Origin of the sequence: Pseudoalteromonas shioyasakiensis (assembly GCF_019134595.1) — a bacterium.
Lineage (GTDB): Bacteria > Pseudomonadota > Gammaproteobacteria > Enterobacterales > Alteromonadaceae > Pseudoalteromonas > Pseudoalteromonas shioyasakiensis_A.
Genome location: NZ_CP077770.1, coordinates 1,911,500 through 1,935,348, shown reverse-complemented (window position 1 = coordinate 1,935,348; position 23,849 = coordinate 1,911,500). Strand labels below are relative to the sequence as shown.

At 40.0% G+C, this 23,849-nt stretch carries 22 protein-coding genes; 16 read left to right on the top strand and 6 right to left on the bottom strand.

Annotated features, from left to right (window positions below):
• Positions 1-167: 167 nt before the first annotated feature.
• A complete protein-coding gene (locus KQP93_RS08945) occupies positions 168-1,379 on the bottom strand; it encodes a porin (protein ID WP_217874093.1) in 1,212 nt (403 codons plus the stop codon).
• Between the two features lie 176 nt (positions 1,380-1,555).
• On the bottom strand, positions 1,556-2,077 hold the full coding sequence (locus KQP93_RS08940) for a TetR/AcrR family transcriptional regulator (RefSeq protein ID WP_217874092.1): 522 nt from the start codon (positions 2,075-2,077) through the stop codon (positions 1,556-1,558).
• A gap of 206 nt (positions 2,078-2,283) precedes the next feature.
• Between KQP93_RS08940 and KQP93_RS08935 the strand changes: the two genes are divergently transcribed.
• The 7 genes from KQP93_RS08935 (at position 2,284) to KQP93_RS08905 (ending at position 10,886) form a co-directional block, all read left to right on the top strand.
• On the top strand, positions 2,284-3,870 hold the full coding sequence (locus KQP93_RS08935; RefSeq protein ID WP_217876768.1) for an ABC-F family ATPase: 1,587 nt from the start codon (positions 2,284-2,286) through the stop codon (positions 3,868-3,870).
• A gap of 148 nt (positions 3,871-4,018) precedes the next feature.
• The gene (gene purE, locus KQP93_RS08930; RefSeq protein WP_054553887.1) at positions 4,019-4,501 is read left to right on the top strand and encodes a 5-(carboxyamino)imidazole ribonucleotide mutase; all 483 of its coding nucleotides are present in this window, start codon (positions 4,019-4,021) and stop codon (positions 4,499-4,501) included.
• Position 4,502: 1 nt separating this feature from the next.
• The gene (locus KQP93_RS08925) at positions 4,503-5,651 is read left to right on the top strand and encodes a 5-(carboxyamino)imidazole ribonucleotide synthase (RefSeq protein WP_217874091.1); all 1,149 of its coding nucleotides are present in this window, start codon (positions 4,503-4,505) and stop codon (positions 5,649-5,651) included.
• Positions 5,652-5,968: 317 nt separating this feature from the next.
• Positions 5,969-6,199, top strand: a complete 231-nt coding sequence (locus KQP93_RS08920; protein WP_054561456.1) for a DUF2798 domain-containing protein — start codon at positions 5,969-5,971, stop codon at positions 6,197-6,199.
• On the top strand, positions 6,196-7,128 hold the full coding sequence (locus tag KQP93_RS08915) for a YeiH family protein (protein ID WP_217874090.1): 933 nt from the start codon (positions 6,196-6,198) through the stop codon (positions 7,126-7,128). Before KQP93_RS08920 ends, KQP93_RS08915 begins: the two co-directional genes overlap by 4 nt.
• Entirely contained in the window at positions 7,125-8,288 is a 1,164-nt protein-coding gene (locus KQP93_RS08910) for an endonuclease/exonuclease/phosphatase family protein (protein WP_217874089.1), read from the top strand. Before KQP93_RS08915 ends, KQP93_RS08910 begins: the two co-directional genes overlap by 4 nt.
• 105 nt (positions 8,289-8,393) lie before the next feature.
• On the top strand, positions 8,394-10,886 hold the full coding sequence (locus KQP93_RS08905; protein ID WP_217874088.1) for a S9 family peptidase: 2,493 nt from the start codon (positions 8,394-8,396) through the stop codon (positions 10,884-10,886).
• Positions 10,887-10,958: 72 nt separating this feature from the next.
• Here the strand turns inward: KQP93_RS08905 and KQP93_RS08900 are convergent, their stop codons facing one another.
• Both KQP93_RS08900 and rrtA read right to left on the bottom strand, forming a co-directional pair.
• Entirely contained in the window at positions 10,959-11,552 is a 594-nt protein-coding gene (locus KQP93_RS08900; protein WP_217874087.1) for a hypothetical protein, read from the bottom strand.
• Between the two features lie 53 nt (positions 11,553-11,605).
• Positions 11,606-12,190 carry a rhombosortase gene (gene rrtA / locus KQP93_RS08895; RefSeq protein WP_217874086.1) on the bottom strand — a complete coding sequence of 195 codons (585 nt, stop codon included), beginning with the start codon at positions 12,188-12,190 and terminating at the stop codon, positions 11,606-11,608.
• Between the two features lie 85 nt (positions 12,191-12,275).
• On the opposite strand from rrtA, the gene ggt reads away from it, so the two are divergent.
• The 3 genes from ggt (at position 12,276) to KQP93_RS08880 (ending at position 16,754) form a co-directional block, all read left to right on the top strand.
• Positions 12,276-14,033, top strand: coding sequence for a gamma-glutamyltransferase (gene ggt / locus KQP93_RS08890; protein WP_217874085.1), 1,758 nt, complete (start codon positions 12,276-12,278; stop codon positions 14,031-14,033).
• 174 nt (positions 14,034-14,207) lie between these two features.
• On the top strand, positions 14,208-15,902 hold the full coding sequence (locus KQP93_RS08885) for an NAD-dependent malic enzyme (RefSeq protein WP_217876767.1): 1,695 nt from the start codon (positions 14,208-14,210) through the stop codon (positions 15,900-15,902).
• A gap of 135 nt (positions 15,903-16,037) precedes the next feature.
• Complete coding sequence (locus KQP93_RS08880; RefSeq protein WP_217874084.1) at positions 16,038-16,754, top strand: SIMPL domain-containing protein; 717 nt, start codon at positions 16,038-16,040, stop codon at positions 16,752-16,754.
• Between the two features lie 6 nt (positions 16,755-16,760).
• On the opposite strand, the gene KQP93_RS08875 is transcribed toward KQP93_RS08880, so the two are convergent.
• A complete protein-coding gene (locus KQP93_RS08875; RefSeq protein ID WP_217874083.1) occupies positions 16,761-18,113 on the bottom strand; it encodes a DUF2254 domain-containing protein in 1,353 nt (450 codons plus the stop codon).
• Between the two features lie 119 nt (positions 18,114-18,232).
• Here KQP93_RS08875 and KQP93_RS08870 point away from each other — a divergent pair, with 119 nt between their 5' ends.
• From KQP93_RS08870 to KQP93_RS08850, 5 genes are all read left to right on the top strand, one after another.
• Positions 18,233-18,607: an MAPEG family protein gene (locus KQP93_RS08870; protein WP_217874082.1), complete on the top strand. Its 375-nt coding sequence runs from the start codon at positions 18,233-18,235 to the stop codon at positions 18,605-18,607.
• A 1-nt stretch (position 18,608) separates the two neighbouring features.
• Positions 18,609-19,511: a substrate-binding periplasmic protein gene (locus tag KQP93_RS08865; protein ID WP_217874081.1), complete on the top strand. Its 903-nt coding sequence runs from the start codon at positions 18,609-18,611 to the stop codon at positions 19,509-19,511.
• A complete protein-coding gene (locus KQP93_RS08860; RefSeq protein ID WP_217874080.1) occupies positions 19,508-20,140 on the top strand; it encodes a sulfotransferase in 633 nt (210 codons plus the stop codon). Before KQP93_RS08865 ends, KQP93_RS08860 begins: the two co-directional genes overlap by 4 nt.
• A gap of 45 nt (positions 20,141-20,185) precedes the next feature.
• Entirely contained in the window at positions 20,186-20,758 is a 573-nt protein-coding gene (locus KQP93_RS08855; RefSeq protein ID WP_058585009.1) for a tRNA-(ms[2]io[6]A)-hydroxylase, read from the top strand.
• A 196-nt stretch (positions 20,759-20,954) separates the two neighbouring features.
• Positions 20,955-21,326, top strand: a complete 372-nt coding sequence (locus KQP93_RS08850) for a hypothetical protein (RefSeq protein ID WP_217874079.1) — start codon at positions 20,955-20,957, stop codon at positions 21,324-21,326.
• On the opposite strand, the gene KQP93_RS08845 is transcribed toward KQP93_RS08850, so the two are convergent.
• Positions 21,318-22,025, bottom strand: a complete 708-nt coding sequence (locus KQP93_RS08845; RefSeq protein ID WP_217874078.1) for a metallophosphoesterase — start codon at positions 22,023-22,025, stop codon at positions 21,318-21,320. The two genes, KQP93_RS08850 and KQP93_RS08845, sit on opposite strands and share 9 nt — an antisense overlap.
• A gap of 245 nt (positions 22,026-22,270) precedes the next feature.
• Here KQP93_RS08845 and KQP93_RS08840 point away from each other — a divergent pair, with 245 nt between their 5' ends.
• The gene (locus KQP93_RS08840; RefSeq protein ID WP_217874077.1) at positions 22,271-23,848 is read left to right on the top strand and encodes an ATP-binding cassette domain-containing protein; all 1,578 of its coding nucleotides are present in this window, start codon (positions 22,271-22,273) and stop codon (positions 23,846-23,848) included.
• Position 23,849: the final 1 nt, after the last annotated feature.

The window sequence follows — 23,849 nt, the reverse complement described above, 5'->3', positions numbered from 1 at the left end:
TGTCGAATTATCAATGAGTTAATAAGTCTAAAAAATAGTCACCTTATGTCCTATTTTCTATGTAGTAGTTTGGGGTTGGGTGGGTGACGCCTAAATTATATAAAAGGGTCATAAAATAGCACGTGTAGGAAAAGCCCACCAAAGTGGGCCTTCAATGTTTATCTTAACTACAAACTGTAATGAAACCCTATAGCAAAGCCATCATCCTCAGTCTCTGACATTTGTGCTTCTTGCTCTGCGTCAGCACTCGAAAAGTCGCTTAAATCTTTACGGGCTTCGATGTATATAAGGTTTTGGTCGCCCATAAAATAATGAAAACCTAAAACAGCAAATTGACGTTTGAATACATCATTTGGATCAGCGTTGAAGTTTGGTTGGATAACGTAGTTATCTCCTGCATCATAGACGTTATAAGCAAGAAATGTTCGAAGATTATTCTCGAAACGATAACTTAATATCGACTCAGAACCAATTGCCTCATTTATTAATCGACCTAAATTATCAGTATCATGATTTTCATTTCTGTTAATATTTGCTGATGCATACCAACCAAGATTATCAAACTCTCCAAATGTAACACTTGCACCATAAATTAAATCTGTGACTGATTGATCGCGTCCTGTTGCATAAATAATATCAAATTGACCACGGTTTACACCGGCAGAAAGTTTCAAATTGTCATTTAAATAATAGGTAAGGGCTGCGCCATACGTTGAGTTAAACTCTACTCTTTGTGCTGCACTATCAGTACCTTCATTCCAAAGTGCTTGGCAAGCACTTCGTGAAATATCAACAATATCACAGGTATAAAAATCATCTGTCTTCAACTGCGCCTGAATAGCAACGTGTAGGTTACCGAAACTATTCCTATATTGTACTGTTTTATCTGACCGGCCAGTACCGTTCACACCACCATCACCTTTGTTATAGGTGTATACTCCAGCTGCATTACCATCCCACACTAAGCTGTAGTTAGTGTTGTAAACAACGTCATACCAAGTACTCCATTGCTTACCAAAGGTAATCTGACCATATTTATCGTGTTTTATGCCAACATAACCTAGGCGGTTATACAAAAATTCATCTTGTACAGTTTCAAAGCGGTTATTGTACACAATGTCATTACTGCCTACTGGGTTGATCCCCCATTCTAGTAGAGTAATTGCTTCCCAATCATTTTGCAGTTTACGGGTAAAATCAAAATTAATTCGTGAAACGCCATTAACAACTTCAGTTTCGCCTTGTGTAGCAATAACCCTAGCATTGATATAGCCACCAATTTTTACACTATTTTGATCATCCTTATATATTTCGATTGCATGTGCACTTGGAATGCTGGTGATACTGGCGATGAATGTGTATAGAAGAGCTTTTTTCATATATATCCTTACATGTAGCATGTCCCTAAAGTCGAAAGATAACTAAAGTAATTAGATAATTAAAGCGAGGAAGGAGTATTAAACGGAAAAGCAATTAAAATACGAACTTTCTGAGAATTGATTATCCAAAATTTCAACTGGTCTTTTTCAAGGATACTAATCAAAAAATGCTAAGCCTAAAAAATAGACACCTTCTGACTTAGCGTTCTGAGCATGAGTTTAGTGTTTGGGTTTTCGGCGCCTAAACCATACAACAAGGTCATAAAATAGCAGTCGAGTAATATAGCTGCTTTTACTTTATTAAATTGCGGTTGGTCGGCAAAAACCAATGATTGAATTAATTCCATGTGTTGTTGCTGGAATGATTGCGAAAATAATCGCTGGCTAAAAAGCACTTTATAAAAGCGGTGATGTAAACAATAAAACTGATAAAAATATTGTGCGTAATGATTAATCTTTAAGCGAGCAGGGCGGTGAATATCGGTTTCTTTTGCGCGCTCTAACACATCATTAAATTTATCTTCGAGGCAGGCTTCTAAAATAGCTACTTTATCAGCAAAATGATTAAACAAGGTGCCAACCGCTATGTTACTTGCTGCTGAAATTTGCCGCGTTGAAGTATCGTTAAACCCTTGTTCAGTAAAGAGTCGCCAAGCCGCCTCTAAAATACGTTGGTGAGTATCGCCATGTTTGCTCATTTTTAACCTGCTGTTTTTATTTGGTTATTTTAAAAGTGAGCGTGCTCATATATATAAATGAGCGCGCTCATTAAAGGTAGACGATAGTGATGAGCCTGTAAAATTAGCAAGTGTATTTAATTAAACTTTCATGGCGTGCCAAGCGGCTTTAGTTTAAAATTGCCCGCAGTTTCGTTTTTACTTTTTACCCGCTGGAGGGTACCGCTATCATTAGTACAGCTAATATCACCATGCAATTTGGTGCTAAACCTTTATTCGAAAATATCTCAGCAAAATTTGGCGATGGTAACCGTTACGGTTTAATCGGTGCGAATGGCTGTGGTAAATCAACCTTCATGAAAATCTTAAGTGGTGAACTAGAGCCATCTTCAGGTAATGTCAGCACAGATCCAAACGAGCGTATTGCTAAACTAAACCAAGACCAGTTTGCTTACGAAGAGTTTTCTGTAATCGACACAGTGATCATGGGTCATAAAGAGCTGTGGGAAGTAAAAAAAGAACGTGACCGTATTTACAGCTTACCTGAGATGAGCGAAGAAGACGGTATGCGCGTAGCAGATCTAGAAACTGAATTTGCCGAAATGGATGGTTACTCAGCAGAAGCTAAAGCAGGTGAGTTACTAATTGGTGTAGGTATTGGCACAGAGCAACACTACGGCCCTATGTCAGAAATTGCGCCGGGTTTTAAACTGCGTGTGTTACTTGCACAGGTGCTGTTTTCTGATCCAGATATCATGTTACTTGATGAACCTACCAATAACTTGGACATCTACACAATCAAGTGGCTAGAAGACGTGCTAAACCAGCGCGACTGCACCATGATCATTATTTCGCACGACCGTCACTTCTTAAACTCAGTATGTACACACATGGCTGACATCGATTACGGTGAGCTTCGTATTTACCCGGGTAACTACGATGAGTACATGTTTGCAGCTACGCAAGCTCGTGAGCGTCTACTAAGCGAAAATGCGAAGAAGAAAAGCCAAATTGCAGAACTTCAACAGTTCGTATCGCGCTTCTCTGCGAACGCTTCAAAAGCAAAGCAAGCAACATCACGTGCTAAACAAATTGATAAAATTCAGCTTGAAGAAGTTAAAGCATCTTCTCGTCAAAGCCCGTTTATTCGTTTTGAGCAAGAAAAGCAGTTATTCCGTAATGCCTTAGAGCTAACAAATTTAACACAAGGCTTTGACGAAACATTATTCAGCGGCCTTGAAGGCCTAGTTGAAGTAGGCGAGCGCATTGCAATTATCGGTGAGAACGGTGTTGGTAAAACCACACTATTAAATACCCTTGCTGGTCGTTTAGCACCAAAACAAGGTGAATTTAAATGGTCTGATAACGCTAATATCGGTTATTACGCACAAGACCATGCTGACGAGTTCGAACAAGACATGAACTTATTTGAGTGGATGGAACAATGGCAACAAGAAGGTGACGACGAGCAAGTTGTTCGTAGTTTCTTAGGTCGTATGCTGTTTTCACAAAACGATATCAAAAAGTCAGTAAAAGTGATTTCAGGTGGTGAGCAAGGCCGTATGCTGTTTGGCAAAATTATGATGCATAAACCAAACATCTTATTAATGGATGAGCCAACTAACCATATGGATATGGAATCTATCGAGGCGCTTAACTTAGCACTTGAAGCATACGAAGGGACTTTGTTGTTCGTATCACACGATAGACAATTTGTATCATCGCTTGCAAACCGTATTTGGGAAATCAAAGACGGCAAAGTTATCGACTTTAAAGGTACATACACTGAGTACCTAGCAAGCAAAGAAGCTTAATTAGCTGATGAGTGATTAAAAGCCATGCATGTCATGGCTTTTTTGTGCTTCTAGAGTCGCATCTTGATGTGGTTTGGGTATATAATACCCGCCACAAAATAAGGACAAAAGTCCGCTTTTTTAGAAAACAATTTACTGAGGTGTATTTATGACTGTTGGCATTATTATGGGTTCCAAATCAGACTGGCCAACGATGGAACATGCGGCGTTAATGCTAGAAAAATTCGGCATTGAATACGAAACTAAAGTTGTTTCTGCTCACCGTACCCCTCAATTACTTGCTGACTATGCAAGTTCAGCTGCAGATCGCGGCATTAAAATTATTATTGCAGGTGCCGGTGGTGCTGCGCACTTACCAGGTATGGCTGCGGCGTTTACATCACTACCAGTTTTAGGTGTACCAGTTAAGTCTAAAACACTTAATGGTGTTGATTCGTTATTATCTATCTGCCAAATGCCTAAAGGTGTTGCTGTAGGTACTCTTGCTATTGGTGAAGCAGGCGCTGCAAATGCTGGCCTTTTAGCGGCACAAATTTTAGGTTGCCAACAGCCTGAAATCTTCGCAAAAGTAGAAGCTTTCCGTAAAGAACAAACAGACACTATTTTAGCTAACCCTAATCCTGCAGAGTAATATGAATATTCTAATTTTAGGTGCAGGTCAGTTAGCTCGCATGATGAGCTTAGCGGGTGCACCGCTTGATTTAAATGTTGTTGCCTACGATGTGGGTAGTGAAAAAATCATTCACCCATTAACTGGTGAAGTTCATAACAGCACATTACAACAAGCTATTGATAACGCAGACGCGATTACAGCAGAGTTTGAACACATTCCTGATGATGTACTTACATTATGTTGTCAAAGCAATAAGTTTTATCCGGGTAAAGCGGCAATTAAAACAGGTGGCGACCGCGCACTTGAAAAAGCATTACTTGATAAAACAAATGTTGAATGTGCGCCTTACCAATTAATTACAGAAAAAGCGCACCTTATTGCTGCTGTAGAGCGTTTAGGCAAGCCACTTGTGATCAAAACTTGCCAAGCGGGTTACGATGGTAAAGGGCAATGGCGCTTAAAGTCTGATGATCAAATTGACCAAATCTGGTCAGAAATGGCAGATTTCATAGCTTCAGGCACTGAAAGTGCGCCGCATTCTATTATCGCTGAAAAGATGATCCCATTTGACCGTGAAGTATCTATCATTGGTGCTCGCGACAAAGCGGGTAACACAGTTATTTATCCATTAACTGAAAACCAACACACCAATGGTGTACTTACGCTTTCAGTTGCCGGTAAAGAAAAAGCAGCAATTCAAGAACAAGCAGAGCTTGCATTTAACAAGTTAGCGCAAGAACTTGACTATGTGGGTGTATTAGCGATTGAGTTTTTTGATGTACAAGGTACGTTATTAGTTAACGAAATTGCGCCACGCGTTCATAACTCTGGTCACTGGACACAGCAGGGTACACATTGCTCACAGTTCGAAAACCACATGCGCGCTGTTGCAGGTCTACCATTAGGTAGTACAGAGTGTCTTCGTCCTACTGCGATGATCAATGTATTAGGTCAGCCTTCAATCCCACACTCAGTACTGGCAACGCAAGACGTTACAAGTCACTGGTATGGTAAAACGGCTAAACCGGGTCGTAAGATGGGTCATATCAATGTATCGGCTGATAACCTTCACCAATTAGGTGAGCGTTTAGCGGCACTGGCTGAAATTTTGCCAGAGCAAGACTACCCAGGTGTAGCAGCTACCAGCACTCAACTTATTTTAAACTAATCAGTTTAAATTCTTAAAAGCCGAGTTTATCTCGGCTTTTTAATCTCTATAACTCATACCAATCCGCAATAATACTTAATCATTTTGAGGGATTAAACCTGTCGCTACCTGCGTTAAAAATTTCTCATTTAGAATAACTAAATAACGAAATTTTTGCCTTGTTATCAACAAGGTTTTCTTGCCTCAAAATAGACTACTTAATTAAGCGAATTGGTATTACCCACAAACTTCGCTAATTTTGTACCTCTTGTCTCAAAGCACTTGCGTCAGGGTCATCTTGCTATAGACTAATATTTTTATATTAATATTAGTTCGTTATGTTACATCCTCGATTTAGAACAGTCGTATTTGCGTTCTTTATGGCGCTGTTTATGTCTGGATTTATGTCTTTAGTGATCAGCATCTTTAACGTTGGTTTAATCGATAACATTGCAACCATTTGGCTTAAAGCATGGGCTTTTGCATTTTGTGTGGCATTTCCTACCGTTATTTTTGTTGCACCTGTGGTGCATAAGCTAACCAATAAACTGATCAGAGCGCCGTTGTGATAGCCGAACGCCCAAAACAAGTTCTTTTTATTGCACTATTTTTAGTATCAGCATTACCATTTGTTGGCTCTGCAACGGCACTTGTCGTCGGTGCTTTATTTGCCATGATATTGGGTAATCCATTTTCAGCACAGTCACAAAAAATGAGTAAATGGATGCTAAAGTTGGCGGTGATTGGCTTAGGTTTTGCTGTTGATTTTAATCAAGTAATAGAAGTAGGGCGCAGCTCTATTGTGCTTACTATTGTCAGTATTACCGCGATTATTGGCCTTGGTGAAATTTTATCTCAGTTATTTAAGTTAAATAAAAACACCGGTGTACTTATTTCATTTGGTACTGCCATTTGTGGTGGTAGCGCCATTGCTGCAATGGCACCAGTTATAAAGGCCAAAGATCACGAAGTAGCTATCTCACTCGCTGTGGTGTTTTTATTAAACGCCCTTGGCTTAGTGTTATTCCCAATGATTGGTCATTACTTTGGCCTGACTGAGCAACAATTCGGTGTTTGGGCTGCACTTGCTATTCACGACACCAGTAGTGTAGTGGGGGCTTCAGCCGCTTATGGCGCATCAGCGCTTGCTATTGCCACAACCATTAAACTGACCAGAGCGATGTGGATAATCCCTTACACGAGCATCGCGGGAGTGTTTTGGAAATCGGATGAAAAAGCCAGCATCCCATTGTTTATATTTGGTTTTTTAGCGGCTGCGCTAATTAATTCGAGCTTTCCTGAGTATCAAACACTGTGGCATGCACTCAATGTTGGTGCTAAACAAGTTTTAGTAATGACCTTATTTTTGATTGGTAGTGGTTTATCTATTTCAGTCTTAAAACAAGCGGGCATTAAACCTTTTATCATGGCGATGATTTTATGGATCATTGTCAGCAGTATTATTTTACTACTTATAGTAGACGGATTTATTTCATGAAAAACGCTTTATTAACTTCTTCATTAGCACTGGCTGTAGGCTTATTTGCTAACAATGTATCGGCTGCTGATTTACGTGTTGCTACCTTTAATGTGAGTATGGATGCAACTAACTATGCTAAAAAAGGCGAAGCAATAGATAAAGATGCTTTAAGTAAAGCATTAGCCAGCAACCACCAGCAAATTCGTAACATTGCCGAAATTATTCAGCGCGTAAGACCTGATGTTATTTTACTCAATGAGTTTGATTATATTGATGCCGACAAAGGGATTAACGTATTTCGTAAAAACTACCTGCAAGTATCGCAAAATAAGCAGGTTGCCATCGATTACCCGTATTACTTTATTGCACCTGTTAACACTGGTTTACCTACTGAGTTTGACCTAGACAACGATGGTGTAAAGGGGCATTACAAAGGTGACGCACACGGCTTTGGCTTCTTTGAGGGGCATTATGCAATGGCAGTATTGTCGCGCTACCCAATCGATTTAGATAAAGCGCGTACATTACAAACATTCAAATACAAAGATATGCCAAATGCACAAATGCCTATCGACCCTAAAACAGGTAAAAACTGGTATTCAGCTGAAGAGTGGCAAGCAATTCACCTAAGCTCTAAGTCTTTTTGGGACTTACCAATAGATGTAAAAGGCAAAACGTTTCATTTGCTTGCATCGCACCCAACGCCGCCTGTTTTTGATGGTGACGAAGACCGCAACGGTAAGCGTAACCACGACGAAGTACGCCTAGTTGCAGATTACATCAACAATGCTAACTACATTTACGATGACAAAGGTCAAAAAGGAGGCTTAAAAGCGAAAAGCCGCTTTGTTATTGTTGGTGACTTAAATGCTGCGCCAGAAGGGGGTAAGGCACGCCCGAATACCACAGACCAAATTTTAAAAAATCCATTAGTGAATACCTCATTTACACCAACAAGCAAAGGCGCTAAAGAATCGTATAAAGAAGATTACGCTAAAAACTATACCGCTTATTGGCAGGCTCGTGCTGATTACGTTTTACCATCAAATTATGGTATTGAGATAAACGATGGTGGGGTTTTTTGGCCACAGAAAAACTCTGAACTGTTCCGTTTAATTAGAGATCGTAACGCATCATCTGATCACCGTATGGTATGGCTTGATATCAGCTTAAAATAAGCTGTTATTAAACGGAAAACTTTGGCTGTTTATCCTATAAAAATTGCTATTTCATCAGTGCTTCTGCTTAAATAGGGCGAATTATAATAACCCGTAAGAAGCACTATGAAATTCAAAACCACTGCTAATAAAACGTTAGTGGCTCTCGCAGTCGCATCTAGCTTCATGCTAGCAGGTTGTCAATCAACCGCCTCAACGCCTTCTGAAGAACAAGTTACCAATGTAGCACCAGTTGTTGCTACTCCTGCTGATACAGGTTCAGCTGAAATCACGTTAGAGCAAGCAATGGCTCACCCTGATTGGTTAGGCCGTCAGCCTGAGCGTGCTTTCTGGAACGGTGATTCTAACAGCATCGTTTATGCACAAAAGCAACAAGGCAATGAGTTACGCGATTTATACATTCAAGCGGTAAATAGCCAATCTGCATCACAATTAGCGTTAAATAAACTGCACACTGTAGGCGCTAAAAATGCCGTTTATTCTGCAGATAAAAAGCAACAGGCTTATGCATTTGAAGGTAATATCTTCGTCAAAAACCTAAGCACTGGGCAAATTACACAAATCACTCACGATAGCGCACAGCAATCAAAACCACAGTTTTTAACTGATGGTAGCCTTGCATATCGCCAAGCTAATGCATTTTATAAAGTTGATTTAGCAACGGGTCGTCAAGTTGAATTAGTTAACTTACACCTAGACGATGCACCTAAAGGTGTACAAGAGCCAGACACTTACATTGCAAAAGAGCAGCACAAACTAATTGATTACATTGCGCTGACGCACAAAAACAAAAAAGATCGCGAAGAGCGTAAAGCACAAATCAACGAGCAAAACGACAGCATTGCTAATGCACAGTTTTATTTAGGTAAAGGTAAGCGTTTAGCAGATGTACAGCTTTCACCAAATGGCCAAGCACTTGTTGCAGTAACCACAGAAAGCCGTTCATGGCGCGATGAAGGCGATATCATGCCTAATTACATTGCCGATGATGCACGCGTAAAAGCAGAAAAAGTACGCCGTCGTGTTGCTGATGAAAAACCAATCAGCTCAGACGTTGTTTACATCGATCTTAAATCAGGCGAGCAAACAACGCTTGCATTCGATACCTTACCTGGTTTTGATGAAGACGTACTTGCAGCTGTTAAGAAAGAAAACTACGCCCGTGATGGTAAAACTTATAAGTCTGAAAAAGCACCACGTGCCATCAACTTAATGATGGATTGGGGTTGGGACCAAAGTGCAATCCAATGGAACACCGATGGTTCAAAAGTGGCACTTATGCTTGAAGCATGGGACAACAAAGACCGTTGGTTAGCGACTGTTGATACACAAAACAATAAACTGGTTTCACAGCACCGTCTGCATGACGATGCGTGGGTTAACTATGCATACAACGATTTTGGTTGGTTGAACAACTCAGACACGCTTTACTTCTTATCTGAAGAGTCTGGTTTCAGCCACATTTACAAAAAGCCTTTAAACGGTAAAGCAACGCAGCTTACTAAAGGCCAATTTGTTGTTTCTAACTTAACGTTAACGGCTGATAACTCGGCGATTTACTACAAAGCTAACGTTGAGCACCCGGGTCTTTACGAAATCTATCGTGTAAACCCTGCAAACGGTGAATCTGAGCAAGTAACAAACCTTGATGGTATGACTGATTACCAGTTAAGCCCAGATGAAAGCAAACTATTGCTAACTCACTCAAAAATTATGTCGCCGCCTGAGCTTTATGTTGCTGATGCAAAAGCAAATACTCAAGCGACGCAGTTAACGCATACAGTATCTGATGAGTTCTTAGCGAAGAAGCTAATTGCACCTAAGATTGTTGCTGTGCCTTCAAGCCACACTGATCAGCCAATTTACGCAAAAGTATATTACCCAGCTGATTATAAAGAAGGCGAAACAGGTAAAAACCGTAAAGCGGTTATCTTTAACCACGGTGCTGGTTACCTACAAAACTCACACATGGGTTGGTCTGGTTACTTCCGTGAGTTTATGTTCCATTCACTACTTGCTTCAGAAGGCTACGTTGTAATGGACATGGACTACCGTGCATCGAAAGGTTACGGCCGTGATTGGCGTACAGCTATTTACCGTCAAATGGGTACACCTGAGATCCAAGATTTAGCAGACGGTGTAAGCTGGATGGCAGACAACGCAAACGTTGATACACAAGCTGTAGGTACCTATGGTGGCTCTTACGGTGGTTTCATGACGTTTATGGCGCTATTCACACAACCTGATTTATTCAAAGCAGGTGCTGCACTTCGTCCGGTAACTGATTGGGCTCACTACAATGGTCCTTACACGTCTAACATCTTAAACCACCCAGATGTTGACCCGATTGCCTATGAAAAGAGCTCACCAATTTACTTTGCTGAAGGTCTTAAGAGCCATTTATTAATTAATGCGCCTATGGTTGATGACAATGTATTCTTCCAAGACTCAGTACGCTTAGTACAGCGCTTAATTGAGCTAGAAAAAGAGAACTTTGAAACAGCTATCTTCCCAGTTGAACCACATGGTTTTGTACAACCATCAAGCTGGTTAGATGAATACCGCCGTATTCATAAGCTATTTAAAGAAACGCTTTAATCAATAGCGTAAATTAAAAACAGCCACTTTAAGTGGCTGTTTTTGTTTGTAATAGAACTTATCCAAAAGGGGTTATTTGCAGTAAAATTCACTCACATCGAGTACAGTCTTACCTTCCTCTGAGTCGTTTTCAAAAATTAAATTATCAGCCTCTAAACTCATTTTATAGTCTCTCATCCATGATAGATTAGCTATTAACTCCAATTCATAGCGATTAAACGAAGCAGGACACTTTAAATACACATAATGGTGAGCAGTTCCAAAAGCTCCAGGGTCTGCCGTATAAACATAAAAAGTACGGTTATTAAATGTTTGCTCATGATAAATGTAATCTTTATTTGAACCGAAAGGTGCATCCAAAAAAACAACTAACCCCGCAGCAAGGAATATCAAGCAAGCATACAAAAAGCTGATTATAATTAGTGTGTTGGCAATTATTCTATTTTTAAAAAGCGATCTAACTTCTTGGTATTTCATTAGCAATAATGTAAAGCCCAAAATAGATGAGCCAAGTATAATTACATTTATTACCTGAGAAACATCACTCATATACCTTGGTGATACAAAATTTAAATTAATATATGATCTTAAAATGCCAAGCAGCAATGGCCCGTAAAGGCAAAATAGGATAATGCGAAGGTAAATATGTCCTTTATTTTCATTCATTTAAAATTCCTTTTTTCTAGTTAACAAAGAGCAGTTGTAAAGAGCGAGTAAGGTTACCCGCGCTTTTTTATTATTTTTATGTAGACAGGCAAAGCCAACAGTGTGCCGCCAATTGCGCCGATAAAGTGGGCATCGATGGCAACATTAGAGGCGATTAACTGACTCACCGATTCACTCGGGCCTGCGACTTGCTCCCAAATCACTTTAGCCCAGGTGCCAGCAAACAATAACCAGCCTGAAAACATGCCTGCTTGTACATCTTTGACTGCACCCCAAATGATCACACCGTGCAGTAGGGCACTTAATCCGGTGTAAATTTGGATATCTGGGCAAAATAGCCACACACCTAAGCCACACCACAGTGCAAGAATGGCAATATTAAACGCATAGCGAGCAGGGCTTGTATGCTCAGCGTGTAGCGCCCAAATTAATAAAATTCCGGCACAATTTAAACCTAAATGGGGCCAATTTGCGTGCACAAATTGACTAGTGAAAATGCGCCAAAATTCACCATTTGCAACTAACTCACGGTTAAATTCGAGATGTTCATTTAAGTTAAAAGTAGCAAATAAGGAACTTAGTATTACTAAACACAATGGCGGCAGAATATATTCTAGTTTCAGGGGCAGGTTTATCATGTTATTTTTGTTGTATCTGAGATTGTCGCCTATTGTGCACGTTTAATTTTAAGATGCCAAATACACTACGGGATTAAGTTTATTTATGTTATTCAAAACCAAAGCGCTGTTAGCTCTGTCCACCTCATTAATTTATTCAACGGCTATTTTTGCAACCCCTGCAAAAATTGAAACACGCGAACCTGAAGCTGCTACAGGCTTTGCTCATAAACAGGTTGTTGAAGGCGATAAGTACATGGTCGCTGCAGCAAACCCTTATGCAGTAAAAGCTGGCCAAAAAATGCTTGAGCTAGGCGGCTCAGCAGTAGATGCAGCCATTGCAACGCAATTAGTACTTACACTGGTAGAACCGCAATCGTCGGGTATCGGTGGTGGTACATTTATGATGTACTTCGACAGCAAAAGCAAAAGCCTAACTAGCTTTGATGGCCGCGAAACCGCACCAAGCAATGCTGATGAAACACTCTTTTTAGATAAGCACGGTAAAGCTGTGAAATGGATTGAAGCCGTTGTAGGTGGTCGTTCTGTTGGTGTTCCAGGTATTTTAGACGCATTTGCCACCGCCCATAAACGTTACGGCAAGTTAGAGTGGCAAACCTTGTTTGGCCCTGCCATTGAATTGGCTGATAAAGGCTTTATCGTGTCGCCGCGTTTACATCAATTATTGGCTAAAGAATTAAACCCAGGGGTTACTAAGCTACCTGTTATTCGTGACTACTTTTTCCCAAATGGTAAACCGCTTGCTGTAGGTACGGTCAAAAAGAACCCTGAACTTGCCGCGCTTTATAAAGATATTGCGAAACAAGGCATTGATGCTTTCTATAAAGGTGAAAACGCCAAAGAACTTGTGCATGCAGTGCAAAACTCAGCAGTTGCACCGGGTACTTTAACGGTTGAAGACTTAGCTAATTACAAAAGTAAAGAGCGTGCACCTGTGTGTGTTGATTATCGCCAATACGAAGTGTGCTCAATGGCACCACCAAGTAGTGGTGGTGTAGCTGTATTACAGATTTTAGCCTTACTTGAACATAAAGACATGGCTAAACTTAAACCAAACTCTGTTCAAGCATTGCATTACTTTACCCAAGCATCGCGTTTAGCGTTTGCTGATCGCAACGTGTATATGGGCGACCCTGACTTTATGCCAATCCCTACACAAGGATTACTCGATAAAGACTACCTTGCAGGTCGTGCAAAGCTTATTTCTGAAAAAGACGCTCACGCAGAAGCAGGCACACCGCCAAACTCACTTGCGTATGCGCAAGATGATGCTTATGAATTACCATCAACAACTCATGTATCGATTGTTGATAGCCAAGGTAATGCGGTTTCGATGACCAGCTCTATTGAAATGGCGTTTGGTTCAACAGTAATGGTGAACGGGTATATTTTAAACAATCAACTAACAGATTTTGCTTTATCGCCTACCAAAAATGGTAAGCCATTAGCTAATCGCGTTGAAGCAGGTAAACGCCCGCGTAGTTCAATGTCGCCAGTCATGGTGTTTAACAAAGACGGCAGCTTACGTTTAGTGGTTGGTTCACCGGGAGGTAGCCGTATCATTGATTATGTAGCTCAAGTAGTTGTGGGTGTGCTTGATTGGAACTTAGATGCACAAACAGCCATTAATTTACCGCGCATTACTAATCGCAATAATTACACAAGTCTCGAAAAGGGTACTGAGCTTGCCAACGCCGAAGCTGAATTTGTTAACCGTGGACACACAGTTCGTATCCTAGATTTAAACTCTGGTTTACATGCTGTTGAAGTTAAAGACGGTAAACTTTATGGCGCAGCTGATCCGCGCCGCGAAGGCATCGCTTTAAGTGATAAAAGCCATTAAAAACAAGCTCAGCAGCCTTAAAGCTGCTGAGTTTTCATGTATACTAACTGCTATGCTATTTAGAGCATAAAATTCATTTTCTTCAATGGTCTGACAAGGTGAATTGTCATTGCAATTTCGCCTTCAAGAGTAATAATGTCAGGTCATAATTATGACGCATCAAAGCTTGGAAATATGACTACAAATACCGATCCAAATTATCTTTATATTCCTTATTCAGGCCCAGGTCTGATCGAAACGCCACTATTAAACAAAGGCAGTGCTTTTTCACAAAAAGAAAGGGAAAATTTCAACTTAGCCGGTTTACTGCCACCGCGTTATGAAACGATCGAAGAACAAGTTGAGCGTTGTTACCAGCAGTATTCAAGCTTTAGCGATAATTTAAATAAGCACATCTACCTACGTGCAATTCAAGATAACAACGAAACACTTTACTACCGTTTAGTGCGTGATCATCTTGAAGAAATGATGCCAATTATCTACACACCAACGGTAGGTGATGCCTGTGAAAAATTCTCAGACATCTACCGCAGTGCCCGTGGTCTATTTATTTCTTACGAAGATCGTTTTCAAATCGATGATATTTTACGTAACGCTACTAAAGGCAAAGTAAAAGTTATCGTTGTGACTGACGGTGAGCGTATTCTTGGTTTGGGTGACCAAGGTATTGGTGGTATGGGTATTCCAATTGGTAAATTATCACTTTACACAGCGTGTGGTGGTATTAGCCCAGCTTATACGTTACCAGTGATGATTGATGTTGGTACAAACAACGAAAAACTACTTAACGACCCTATGTACATGGGTGCGCGTCATAAACGTATTTCGCAAGAAGAGTATGACGAATTCTTAGATCTATTCATCAAAGCCGTTAAACGTCGCTGGCCAAGTGTGTTACTTCAGTTTGAAGACTTTGCACAACCAAATGCCATGCCATTACTAAAACGCTACCGCGATGAAATCTGTAGCTTTAACGATGACATTCAAGGTACTGCTGCGGTTACTGTAGGTTCTTTACTAGCTGCATGTCGTGTTAAAGGCGCAAAGCTTTCTGAGCAAAAAGTGGTGTTTGTTGGTGCAGGCTCTGCAGGTTGTGGTATTGCTGAACAAATTATCAGTACTATGGTTGCTGAAGGCATTAGCGATGAGCAAGCGCGTTCTCAAATTTTCATGGTTGACCGCTTTGGTCTACTTACTGAGGGTATGGAAGGCTTACGTGATTTCCAACAAGCACTTTGCCAATCTAAAGATGGCTTAAGCGAGTGGACTTACAGCGGTGAGTATGCATCGTTATTAGATGTAATGCACTGTGCGCAACCAGACATCCTAATTGGTGTTTCTGGTCAACCTGGTTTATTCACTGAACAAGTTATTCGTGCAATGCACGCATCTTGCCCACAACCGATTATCTTCCCGTTAAGTAATCCGTCTAAGCAAGTTGAAGCACTTCCTTCAGATGTAATCGAGTGGACTGACGGCCAAGCGATTGTTGCCTCTGGTAGCCCATTTGATCCGGTTGAGTATAACGGCCAAACGTTCCCAATCCCACAATGTAACAACAGCTACATTTTCCCGGGTATTGGTTTAGGCGTAATTGCTGCTAAAGCAACGCGTATCACAGATGCAATGCTGATTGTATCAAGTGAAACACTGGCAGAGTCTTCACCACGTGCAAACTCTGGTAAAGGCAGCTTATTACCAGCACTAACTGAAATCCAAGCGTTAAGTAAACGAATTGCATTTGCAGTAGCGAAAAAAGCAATGGAAGAAGGTGTGGCACTTGAGCTGAGCGATGAAGCGCTATGGGCAGCAATCGAGAAAAACTACTGGCTTCCAGAGTACCGTAACTATAAGCGCCGTAGTATCTAAGCTATAACGCTTTGAGTAATTGAAAAAACAGGCTTTTAAAGCCTGTTTTTTTATATCTGAATAATAGGGGTTGTTCATATTGAATTAACCCTTTAAGGTGATAATGAACGGAGTTTATAATTAAGGAACAGTGTTATGCGTAAGTTAGTTTTTACCACTATGGCCGCCGCGCTAAGTTTTAATGTGTTAGCAGAAGCTACACCTGATGCGCCACATATTTATATTCAAGGTAACGCAACGGTTAAAGCAATCCCAGATAACGTTAAACTGACAGTAGGTATTGTTGAAGTAGATAAAGATTTAATTGCCGCTAAAAACAAAGCCGATGCAACCATGGCGAAAGCGATTAAGCTTGCTAAAAGCCAAGGTGTAGAAGAAAAGGGCATTTATGCCTCTAATATCTCAATTCATCGTCAAACAGAATATAACCGCGAAACAGGTAAGCAAAACTTTGTAGGCTACAGAGTAACGCGTAGCTTATCTGTTACGTTAACTGATATTAAAAAATACCCGATTATGCTTCAGCAACTAGTGAACTCGGGTATTAATGAAATCAATCAAACTCAGTTTGTATCAAGCAAGTACGAAGAGCTACAAAAGAAAGCGCAAAAGCTTGCTATTAAAGATGCCCGTGCTGCTGCAAAAGAGTTTGCCAGTGATTATGGGGTTGAACTTAAAGGCTTATATACTGCCTCAAGTAGCCCACTCGATACAGGAAGCCAACCTTATATGCGTGCCAGCAAAATGGTTATGGCAGAAGCCGCACCAGATAACTATGTACCTGATGCATACAACGGTGGTGAGCTTACGATTACCGCAAGCAGCTATGCGGTATATTTAATCGAAAACTAAATTCAGTTATTTGTTGCTGGTAAACTTTGCCAGCAATTTTTCACCCTGTTGCTCTGAAATACGGGCAATCGCTTTTAGCATATTAGTAATTTGTTCTCGGTCGTACTCATTACTAATATGTTTATCGATATCTTCAATAATCGCACCTAAATAAACAAATAGGCTATCTGTTGCCTTTTCGTTATCAGATGCTCTAAACAATATGTTTTTAAACGCCTCTAACACATTCACCATCACATAGGCGTCATTTTTCGCATAGTTACGAATTGGCGTGAAGTTATCATGCAGCAGCTCATCGAATGATGTTTCGTGTATAAACAAGTGAGGTTGATTGTTCTCACATCGTTTAAGCGAGTAGTTCACATCGTAAATGTCTAAACGCAATATGAGCAATATACTCAACATATCAATGGCTTTTACCGCAGTACCGGGATCGTTAATACCTGGGCTCATTGCTTTAACGGCAATTTCTGAAATTTGCGTCATACCGTAGCGGTAATGATCACTAATATATTCTTCGATATAAAAAATAAAGCAGTCTAGTAATTGCTCTACCAGTTCAGGTTTGTCAGATAGGTCGGTATCACATTTTAAAAACGGATAACCTTTAACCGTAAAGAAGCCTTGCTTAACCGAAATATAAATTTTTATACCGTGCTGTTGGCACAAGGCGCACAATTTGTCGGTATGAGCGCCCTTAAAGTAGCCTTCTGTTTTACTTTTAACACTATGCCAGTCATCAAATTCAGGAAAATGTTCAACAGGGTTTTCTTGTTGCATGTCAATTATGCATTTAAGCTCGCTTTTGGTATTTTTAAATAAGTCGTTTAGTACATTATCGACCTGAATTGCTTTTGAAATTGAGTGAATAAAAAACACAAAAAAGCCCAGCGAAATTAAACCAAACACCAATGAAAAGAAGATACCAAGCGAGGGGATACCCATATTACCATCACCAATAGTGCGAATGTTTATCAGCATTAATATGGTGTAGATAATACTGCCAAGATAAAACCCTAGCACTAATTGGTGTGACTTACGTGTAATAAGCCCTGGTAACACACGCGGTGAAAGGCTGGCACTGGCACTATTAAGCACCACCATCACCATAGAAAAGCTAAAAACCGTTAGCGATATAATGCTGCCTGCAAGGGTACTGAGGATGGTTCGGGCATTCTCTTCGCTGTCGACCAGTAACACGCCGATCAGCTTTTTAAATTCCATTGACAATGACGAATACTCGACCGCTGTGGTTATTAAACCAAATACTAAAAACACCACAGAGAGCATTGAAGGGTAAAAACCGATACTACTGATCATTTCGCGGTAGTTATCGGCGATTTTTCTTGGCGTAAACATGCACTTCCTTAAGAACTGTTAGACATTAAATATCATACTGAGCTAACCTAACTACTTACTTAACAGCCTAGCAATAAACAGTGCTAAGCGTCTAACTTTAAATAAAAATTGGAAAAACTGTGATTGTTTCAACGTTTGCTGCCATTTTGGCCATTTTATACATTCAACTTAGCTTTCGTGTAATTAAACTGCGTAAAGCAAAGCGTATCTCACTTGGTGATGGCGGTGATGCTAGCCTGCAAGCTGCTATACGTAGCCATGCTAATTTTATTGAATATGTGCCATTTTCATTGATTATGCTATTTTTATTAGAGTACCAAGGTCTTCCAAGCCATTTTTGCTATATTTTAGGGGCAATGCTCTTGGCTGGCCGTTTTTGTCATAGTTATGCACTCGCTGATAATCTGATGAAATTACGTGTATTAGGGATGATGCTAACTTTCTTAACTATGTTGATCAGTGCAGTGATGTTATTAGTTACACAGGTGTTCTAATATGCAGAAGATTGTTTTTACTTTACTACTATTGATATTTTCGATTTCAGGCGTAGCTGAAGTAAAAACAATCAATGGCAAAAAAGAAGTAACTATCCCTCCAGCAACACTCAATATTATTTACCCTAAAACGATGCCAAGCCTCATTGAGGATAATTATTACCCGTTTCTTGTACTTAAAACAGCACTAAAAAGAAGCGGTTATAAATATACACTTACCCCTGCGGCAGAGGTTTTAGGGCAAAATCGTGTTTTAAAAGAAATCGAAAAAGGCACAATAGATGTTAGCTGGACCATGACAGATCAAGAACGAGAAGAGCGCTTGCTACCAATACGGGTGCCGTTGTTTAAAGGTTTGTTTGGTTGGCGAGTTATGTTCATAAATGAGCAAAATCTAGCGCACCTAAGTCAGTTAAAAACCTTAGACGATTTAAAGAGTATCTACTTTTTACAAGGTCAAGATTGGCCAGACACCAAAATATTGCGTGATAACGGCTTAGTTGTTTCTACCTCGTTAGATTTAGAGTTTTTATTTGTCATGCTTGAAAGGGGGCGTGGCGATTTATTTCCTCGCTCTATCCTCGAAATCAAAGATGAGTATGCTGTATTTAAGAACCAAATGCCTTTGGCTGTGCTACCACAGTTAATGCTTAAATATAAAAGCCCAATCTATTTTTTCTTTAACAAGAATGACCCTGAAATAGCCAAAGCAGTAAATAAGGGGTTAAAAATCATGCGTGAGACGGGCGAGTTTGATGAACTTTTTTATAAGTACAACGGCGAAATCATCAAAAACGCCCACCTACACGACAAAATTGTTATAGAATTGCGCAATTATGATTTACCAAGGTTAACCCCAGTCAACGACAAATCGCTGTGGTTATCATTTGATCAGGTGCCATGAGCTCTAAAATTTTTATAATCGGTTTACCACGAACCGGCACAACCAGTATCTGTAACAGCTTTTTACAACTCGGATATAAAACCGCCCACACAGCCTATACCCAACAAGCAATTACAAGCGCAGACGTTATTGCCGATACCCCGGTATTTAGTGAGTACGCCTTACTTGATGAACAATTTGCAAATAGCCGGTTTATTAACCTTGAGCGCGATTTAATTAAGTGGCTGCCTTCGATTAAGCAGTTATTATCACGTATGCACACAAATTTAATGCGCCCAGACGGTGGTTTTAATATCCATTTAAAGCGCTGTTATCTAGATGTTTTTGGTCAGTATAGCTTGGCAGAGTTAGAATCTGATGAGTACCTCACAGCGTGTTATCAGCGTCATCAACAACAAGTAGCAAACTACTTTAAAGGGCGTGAACAGCAATTGTTAACGCTTGATGTAGCAGACTCAAATAGCCCGCAATTACTTCAGAAGTTTTTAAATACCGAGCAGCCAATTAGTTTTAAACAGCTTAATATAGGCGGTAAGGTCACAGCTTGGAATGACATAAAACACCCCGATAAAGTGTCATCAACCCGAAGTGGTAAAATTGATAAATCTCTTGGTTATAATCACACGTAAAATACGTTAAAATCGCCGCCATTATAAGTTTAGTTGTTCCTTATCATGTTTGAATTGAAATACCACACACCATTTGAATGGACCGAAGGTGTCTTAGCTGACTTCGATACCTTTTTACAAGATCATGCTGCAGCAGAGAAAAAAGCCTCAGGTATGGCTATGTCTATGCTTTCTCATTACCCAGACCGTCGTAAGCTTGTTAAAGCCATGACAGACCTTGCACTGGAAGAAATGATCCACTTTAAACAAGTTTTAAAGCTATTAATGGAACGTGATGTATCACTTGGTAATGACCAAAAAGATCCTTATATCAAACAAATTCGTGCGGTATTTAGAAATGGTCGTGATGAATTTTTAATGGACCGTTTATTAGTAGCAGGCGTTATTGAAGCACGCGGGCACGAGCGCTTTTCGCTTGTTGCAGAAGCCTTACCAGCAGGCAAAGAAAAAGAGTTTTATGTCGCGATTGCTAAATCAGAAGAAAAACATAAAAACTTATTCGTTGAACTTGCCTACGAGTATTTCGACAAGCAAGAGGTTGATACACGCCTTGAAGAAATCCTTATCGCAGAAGCCGAAATCTGTAAAAATATTCCGTTTACAGCAGCGCTTCACTAGTGTGATGCTTGTGTATTAGGCCTTTTAGCCTAATACACAAATTAATGTCTATACCCTAAAGCAGTAAATTAGGGACTAAAAACAACAATTAAGTCTCCAGAAAATAGTTTTGCCAATCCTAATTGATTAAATAAACAGCATACATTCATCTTTCTCTCCTATAGTTAAATTAGTACCTAACTTTAAGGAACAGAGCATGAAATGGATGATGACTCTTACGACGTTGTCGTTAATAGGGATTGTAATTACTGGTAATTCAATTTACACCGAAGTTAAACTCTTCCGTTCCAACGATAAGCCAACCGAGATAACCGCTAGTATGTATCGTTCGCTTATTTGGCATAGCGATATTTATAAAGACGATCAGTTTTTAAATACGGCGCAAAGCTACTTTAGCGATGGCAAAATTGATACGCGTGAATACAGCAAACTAACGAGCTTAGCGAGTAAAAGTGCCGGCCCAATCATCTACATTCAAGAAACTGATGAGCAACTGTGGCATGCAAGGCTAACCTACAAAAACTACCTTGAAGAGAAAACGGTCGAACGACTGGCAAGTTTACATTGATGAAAACTGTTTGATCAGCGTGTTAAGTTCAACAATAGTGGGCTTACCGCTGAGATAGTTTGTATCAAGATGGTAACTATTGCCAAGCCAATAGGGCTGTTTGGTTGTGTTATGGCCATGCACCGAAAAATCGATACTTGGGTTAATTACCGGCTTTTTCGCTTTGGTTAAGCTTCTATCCCAAAGTAAAGCACCTATGGCTTGTTGTTTGTCGTTTGAAGGATTTTGCCAATCCCATTCAGCACAGGTGGTATGCGATAAACCAATTTTTAATGTGCCGTATTCAACATAGTAAGAAAGTGGGCATTTAAGTAGCTGCTTACAGGCAAATGCGAGATCTTCATCGGTTGCTTCAAGATGCCAGCGGCCGCCGTTCTCAACCCATAAACGGTAGTAACCTTTATCGCGTGCAAGTAATGACTCAAGCAACATATGCTCGTGGTTACCAAGGCACATATGTACACCAAGCTCTTTAAAACGCGCAAGTAACGCAATGCTGTGCTCACCCCGATCAATCACATCACCCAGTGAAAACAAGATATCTTCGCTAGGGTTAAAATTAACAGAACAAAGCGCCTGTTCAAATTTAGCTAAATCTGCATCTAAATCGCCAATAACAAATACACGTTTGCTTTGTTCAAGTTGCATCTTAACTTGAATTGGGTTTTGTGAGGCAAGTGGGCTTTTAACTAAATTCAAAATACATTCCTTTAAGCAGTGTGTAGCTTAAGACTATCATAACTCATTGCCATTTGAGCACTGGGTGGTTATTATCTAGCCTCACTTATTAGGAGTTACCGCCAACATGAACAACTAAACCTGTTATCCAATTTCATTTTTATCTTTTTGGACCAACAGGGTTAGTAGGCGTTGCTCACTATCACTTTTAATATATTACTTCTCGTGTGATCAAACGCTTATGCCCCTGTAATACAGGAGGCACTATGCCACAACTTCAAGCTTTTAATTTATGTTATCAACATGGCAATGGCGCTGTTGTATTTAACGACCTTTCATTCTCACTCACAGCTAAAGTCACCGCGTTAGTCGGCAGAAATGGCTGCGGTAAATCTATATTAGCGTCAATACTTGCTAAGCAAAAAGAGCCAAGCTCTGGCACGGTTGTTTGCCATTCAACCCTTGGCTTTTATAAGCAAATGAACGATGTAAATCAGGCTGAAAAGCTAACAATTGGAGAGGCTATTGGGCTAGAGCCTCTGTTTAATGCCCTTGATGCTATAAACCAAGGGCAAGTTACAGAGCAAAACTTAATTTTGCTTGAGGGTAATTGGGACTTAGCAGAGCGCTTTAATGCAGAACTTGTAAGGCTTGGCATAAACAACAAAACCCCTTACTCATTAAGCAAACATTTAAGTGGCGGTCAGCTTAGCCAATTAAAGCTTTGGGCACTATTTACCTGCATAAAGCCCGACATTTTAATACTTGATGAGCCATCAAACCACCTAGATGCAAAAGGCAAAAGCTGGCTTATAAAGCAAATACATAAATTTAAAGGCCAACTATTACTGATAAGTCACGACAAAGAATTATTAGAACAAGCCCATGAAATTTGGGAGCTAACAACTCTTGGTTTAACACAATATGGTACTTGTTTTTCTGAGTATCAAACACAAAAACAGCAGCAAGTTGCTGCGCTTGAAAATAAATTAAATCACGTTGTTAAACAGCAAACTAAACTAAAAGCTTCAGAGCAATTACAAAAGCAAAAAGCACAAAAACGAGCAGGCCAAGGCGCAGCGCTGAGAAAATCAGGCAGCCAGCCTAAAGTGTTGATGGATGCTAAAAAAGATAAAGCCAGCGCTAATTTATCTTCACAAAGTAAAAACAACACTAAGCGAAAAGGTGAACTCACTCGTAATAGACAAGAGCTTTGTAGCCAGCTTGAACATGTTAAAGCGCAGCAATTTTATTTAGCGCAATCAGATGAAGCTAAGCACCAAAAAACACTTAGCCTGGAGGATGTGGTATTAGCATACGGAACACAAAAGCCGCTTAATTTTCAGGTGTTCAGTGATGATAAAATTTATTTAGTGGGTGCTAATGGCACTGGTAAATCAACCTTACTAAAAACTCTTACATACGACATACCAGTAAAAGCAGGGCAGTTACATTGCAATCAAGCACTCTATTATTTAGACCAACATTTTACATTAATAAACAACGAGCTAACCCTGCTTGAAAACGTGATGACTTACTGTAAAAACCTAGATGAAAGCACCGTACGTACTCTACTTGCCAGTATTGGCTTTAGAAAAGACGCTGTTTTTAAACATGCATCACTTTTAAGTGGCGGCGAGAAAATTAAGCTCGCCATGTGTATCGTCAGTAATATTGAAAGCACCGCATTTTTGTTACTCGATGAGCCCGATAATCATCTCGACCTTGAGTCAAAACGGCTCTTGGCTCAGTCATTACTGGGTTTTAAAGGTGGGTTTATACTCGTAAGCCATGATAAACACTTTGTAGAAAGCATCGGCTGCACTAGGCAAATTTTATTATAAA

Coding starts and splice junctions, on each gene's coding strand:
- KQP93_RS08945 (WP_217874093.1), bottom strand. CDS start 1,379: ATGAAAAAAGCTCTTCTATACACATTCATCGCCAGTATCACCAGCATT.
- KQP93_RS08940 (WP_217874092.1), bottom strand. CDS start 2,077: ATGAGCAAACATGGCGATACTCACCAACGTATTTTAGAGGCGGCTTGG.
- purE (WP_054553887.1), top strand. CDS start 4,019: ATGACTGTTGGCATTATTATGGGTTCCAAATCAGACTGGCCAACGATG.
- KQP93_RS08925 (WP_217874091.1), top strand. CDS start 4,503: ATGAATATTCTAATTTTAGGTGCAGGTCAGTTAGCTCGCATGATGAGC.
- KQP93_RS08920 (WP_054561456.1), top strand. CDS start 5,969: ATGTTACATCCTCGATTTAGAACAGTCGTATTTGCGTTCTTTATGGCG.
- KQP93_RS08910 (WP_217874089.1), top strand. CDS start 7,125: ATGAAAAACGCTTTATTAACTTCTTCATTAGCACTGGCTGTAGGCTTA.
- KQP93_RS08905 (WP_217874088.1), top strand. CDS start 8,394: ATGAAATTCAAAACCACTGCTAATAAAACGTTAGTGGCTCTCGCAGTC.
- KQP93_RS08900 (WP_217874087.1), bottom strand. CDS start 11,552: ATGAATGAAAATAAAGGACATATTTACCTTCGCATTATCCTATTTTGC.
- rrtA (WP_217874086.1), bottom strand. CDS start 12,190: ATGATAAACCTGCCCCTGAAACTAGAATATATTCTGCCGCCATTGTGT.
- ggt (WP_217874085.1), top strand. CDS start 12,276: ATGTTATTCAAAACCAAAGCGCTGTTAGCTCTGTCCACCTCATTAATT.
- KQP93_RS08885 (WP_217876767.1), top strand. CDS start 14,208: ATGACTACAAATACCGATCCAAATTATCTTTATATTCCTTATTCAGGC.
- KQP93_RS08880 (WP_217874084.1), top strand. CDS start 16,038: ATGCGTAAGTTAGTTTTTACCACTATGGCCGCCGCGCTAAGTTTTAAT.
- KQP93_RS08875 (WP_217874083.1), bottom strand. CDS start 18,113: ATGTTTACGCCAAGAAAAATCGCCGATAACTACCGCGAAATGATCAGT.
- KQP93_RS08865 (WP_217874081.1), top strand. CDS start 18,609: ATGCAGAAGATTGTTTTTACTTTACTACTATTGATATTTTCGATTTCA.
- KQP93_RS08860 (WP_217874080.1), top strand. CDS start 19,508: ATGAGCTCTAAAATTTTTATAATCGGTTTACCACGAACCGGCACAACC.
- KQP93_RS08855 (WP_058585009.1), top strand. CDS start 20,186: ATGTTTGAATTGAAATACCACACACCATTTGAATGGACCGAAGGTGTC.
- KQP93_RS08850 (WP_217874079.1), top strand. CDS start 20,955: ATGAAATGGATGATGACTCTTACGACGTTGTCGTTAATAGGGATTGTA.
- KQP93_RS08840 (WP_217874077.1), top strand. CDS start 22,271: ATGCCACAACTTCAAGCTTTTAATTTATGTTATCAACATGGCAATGGC.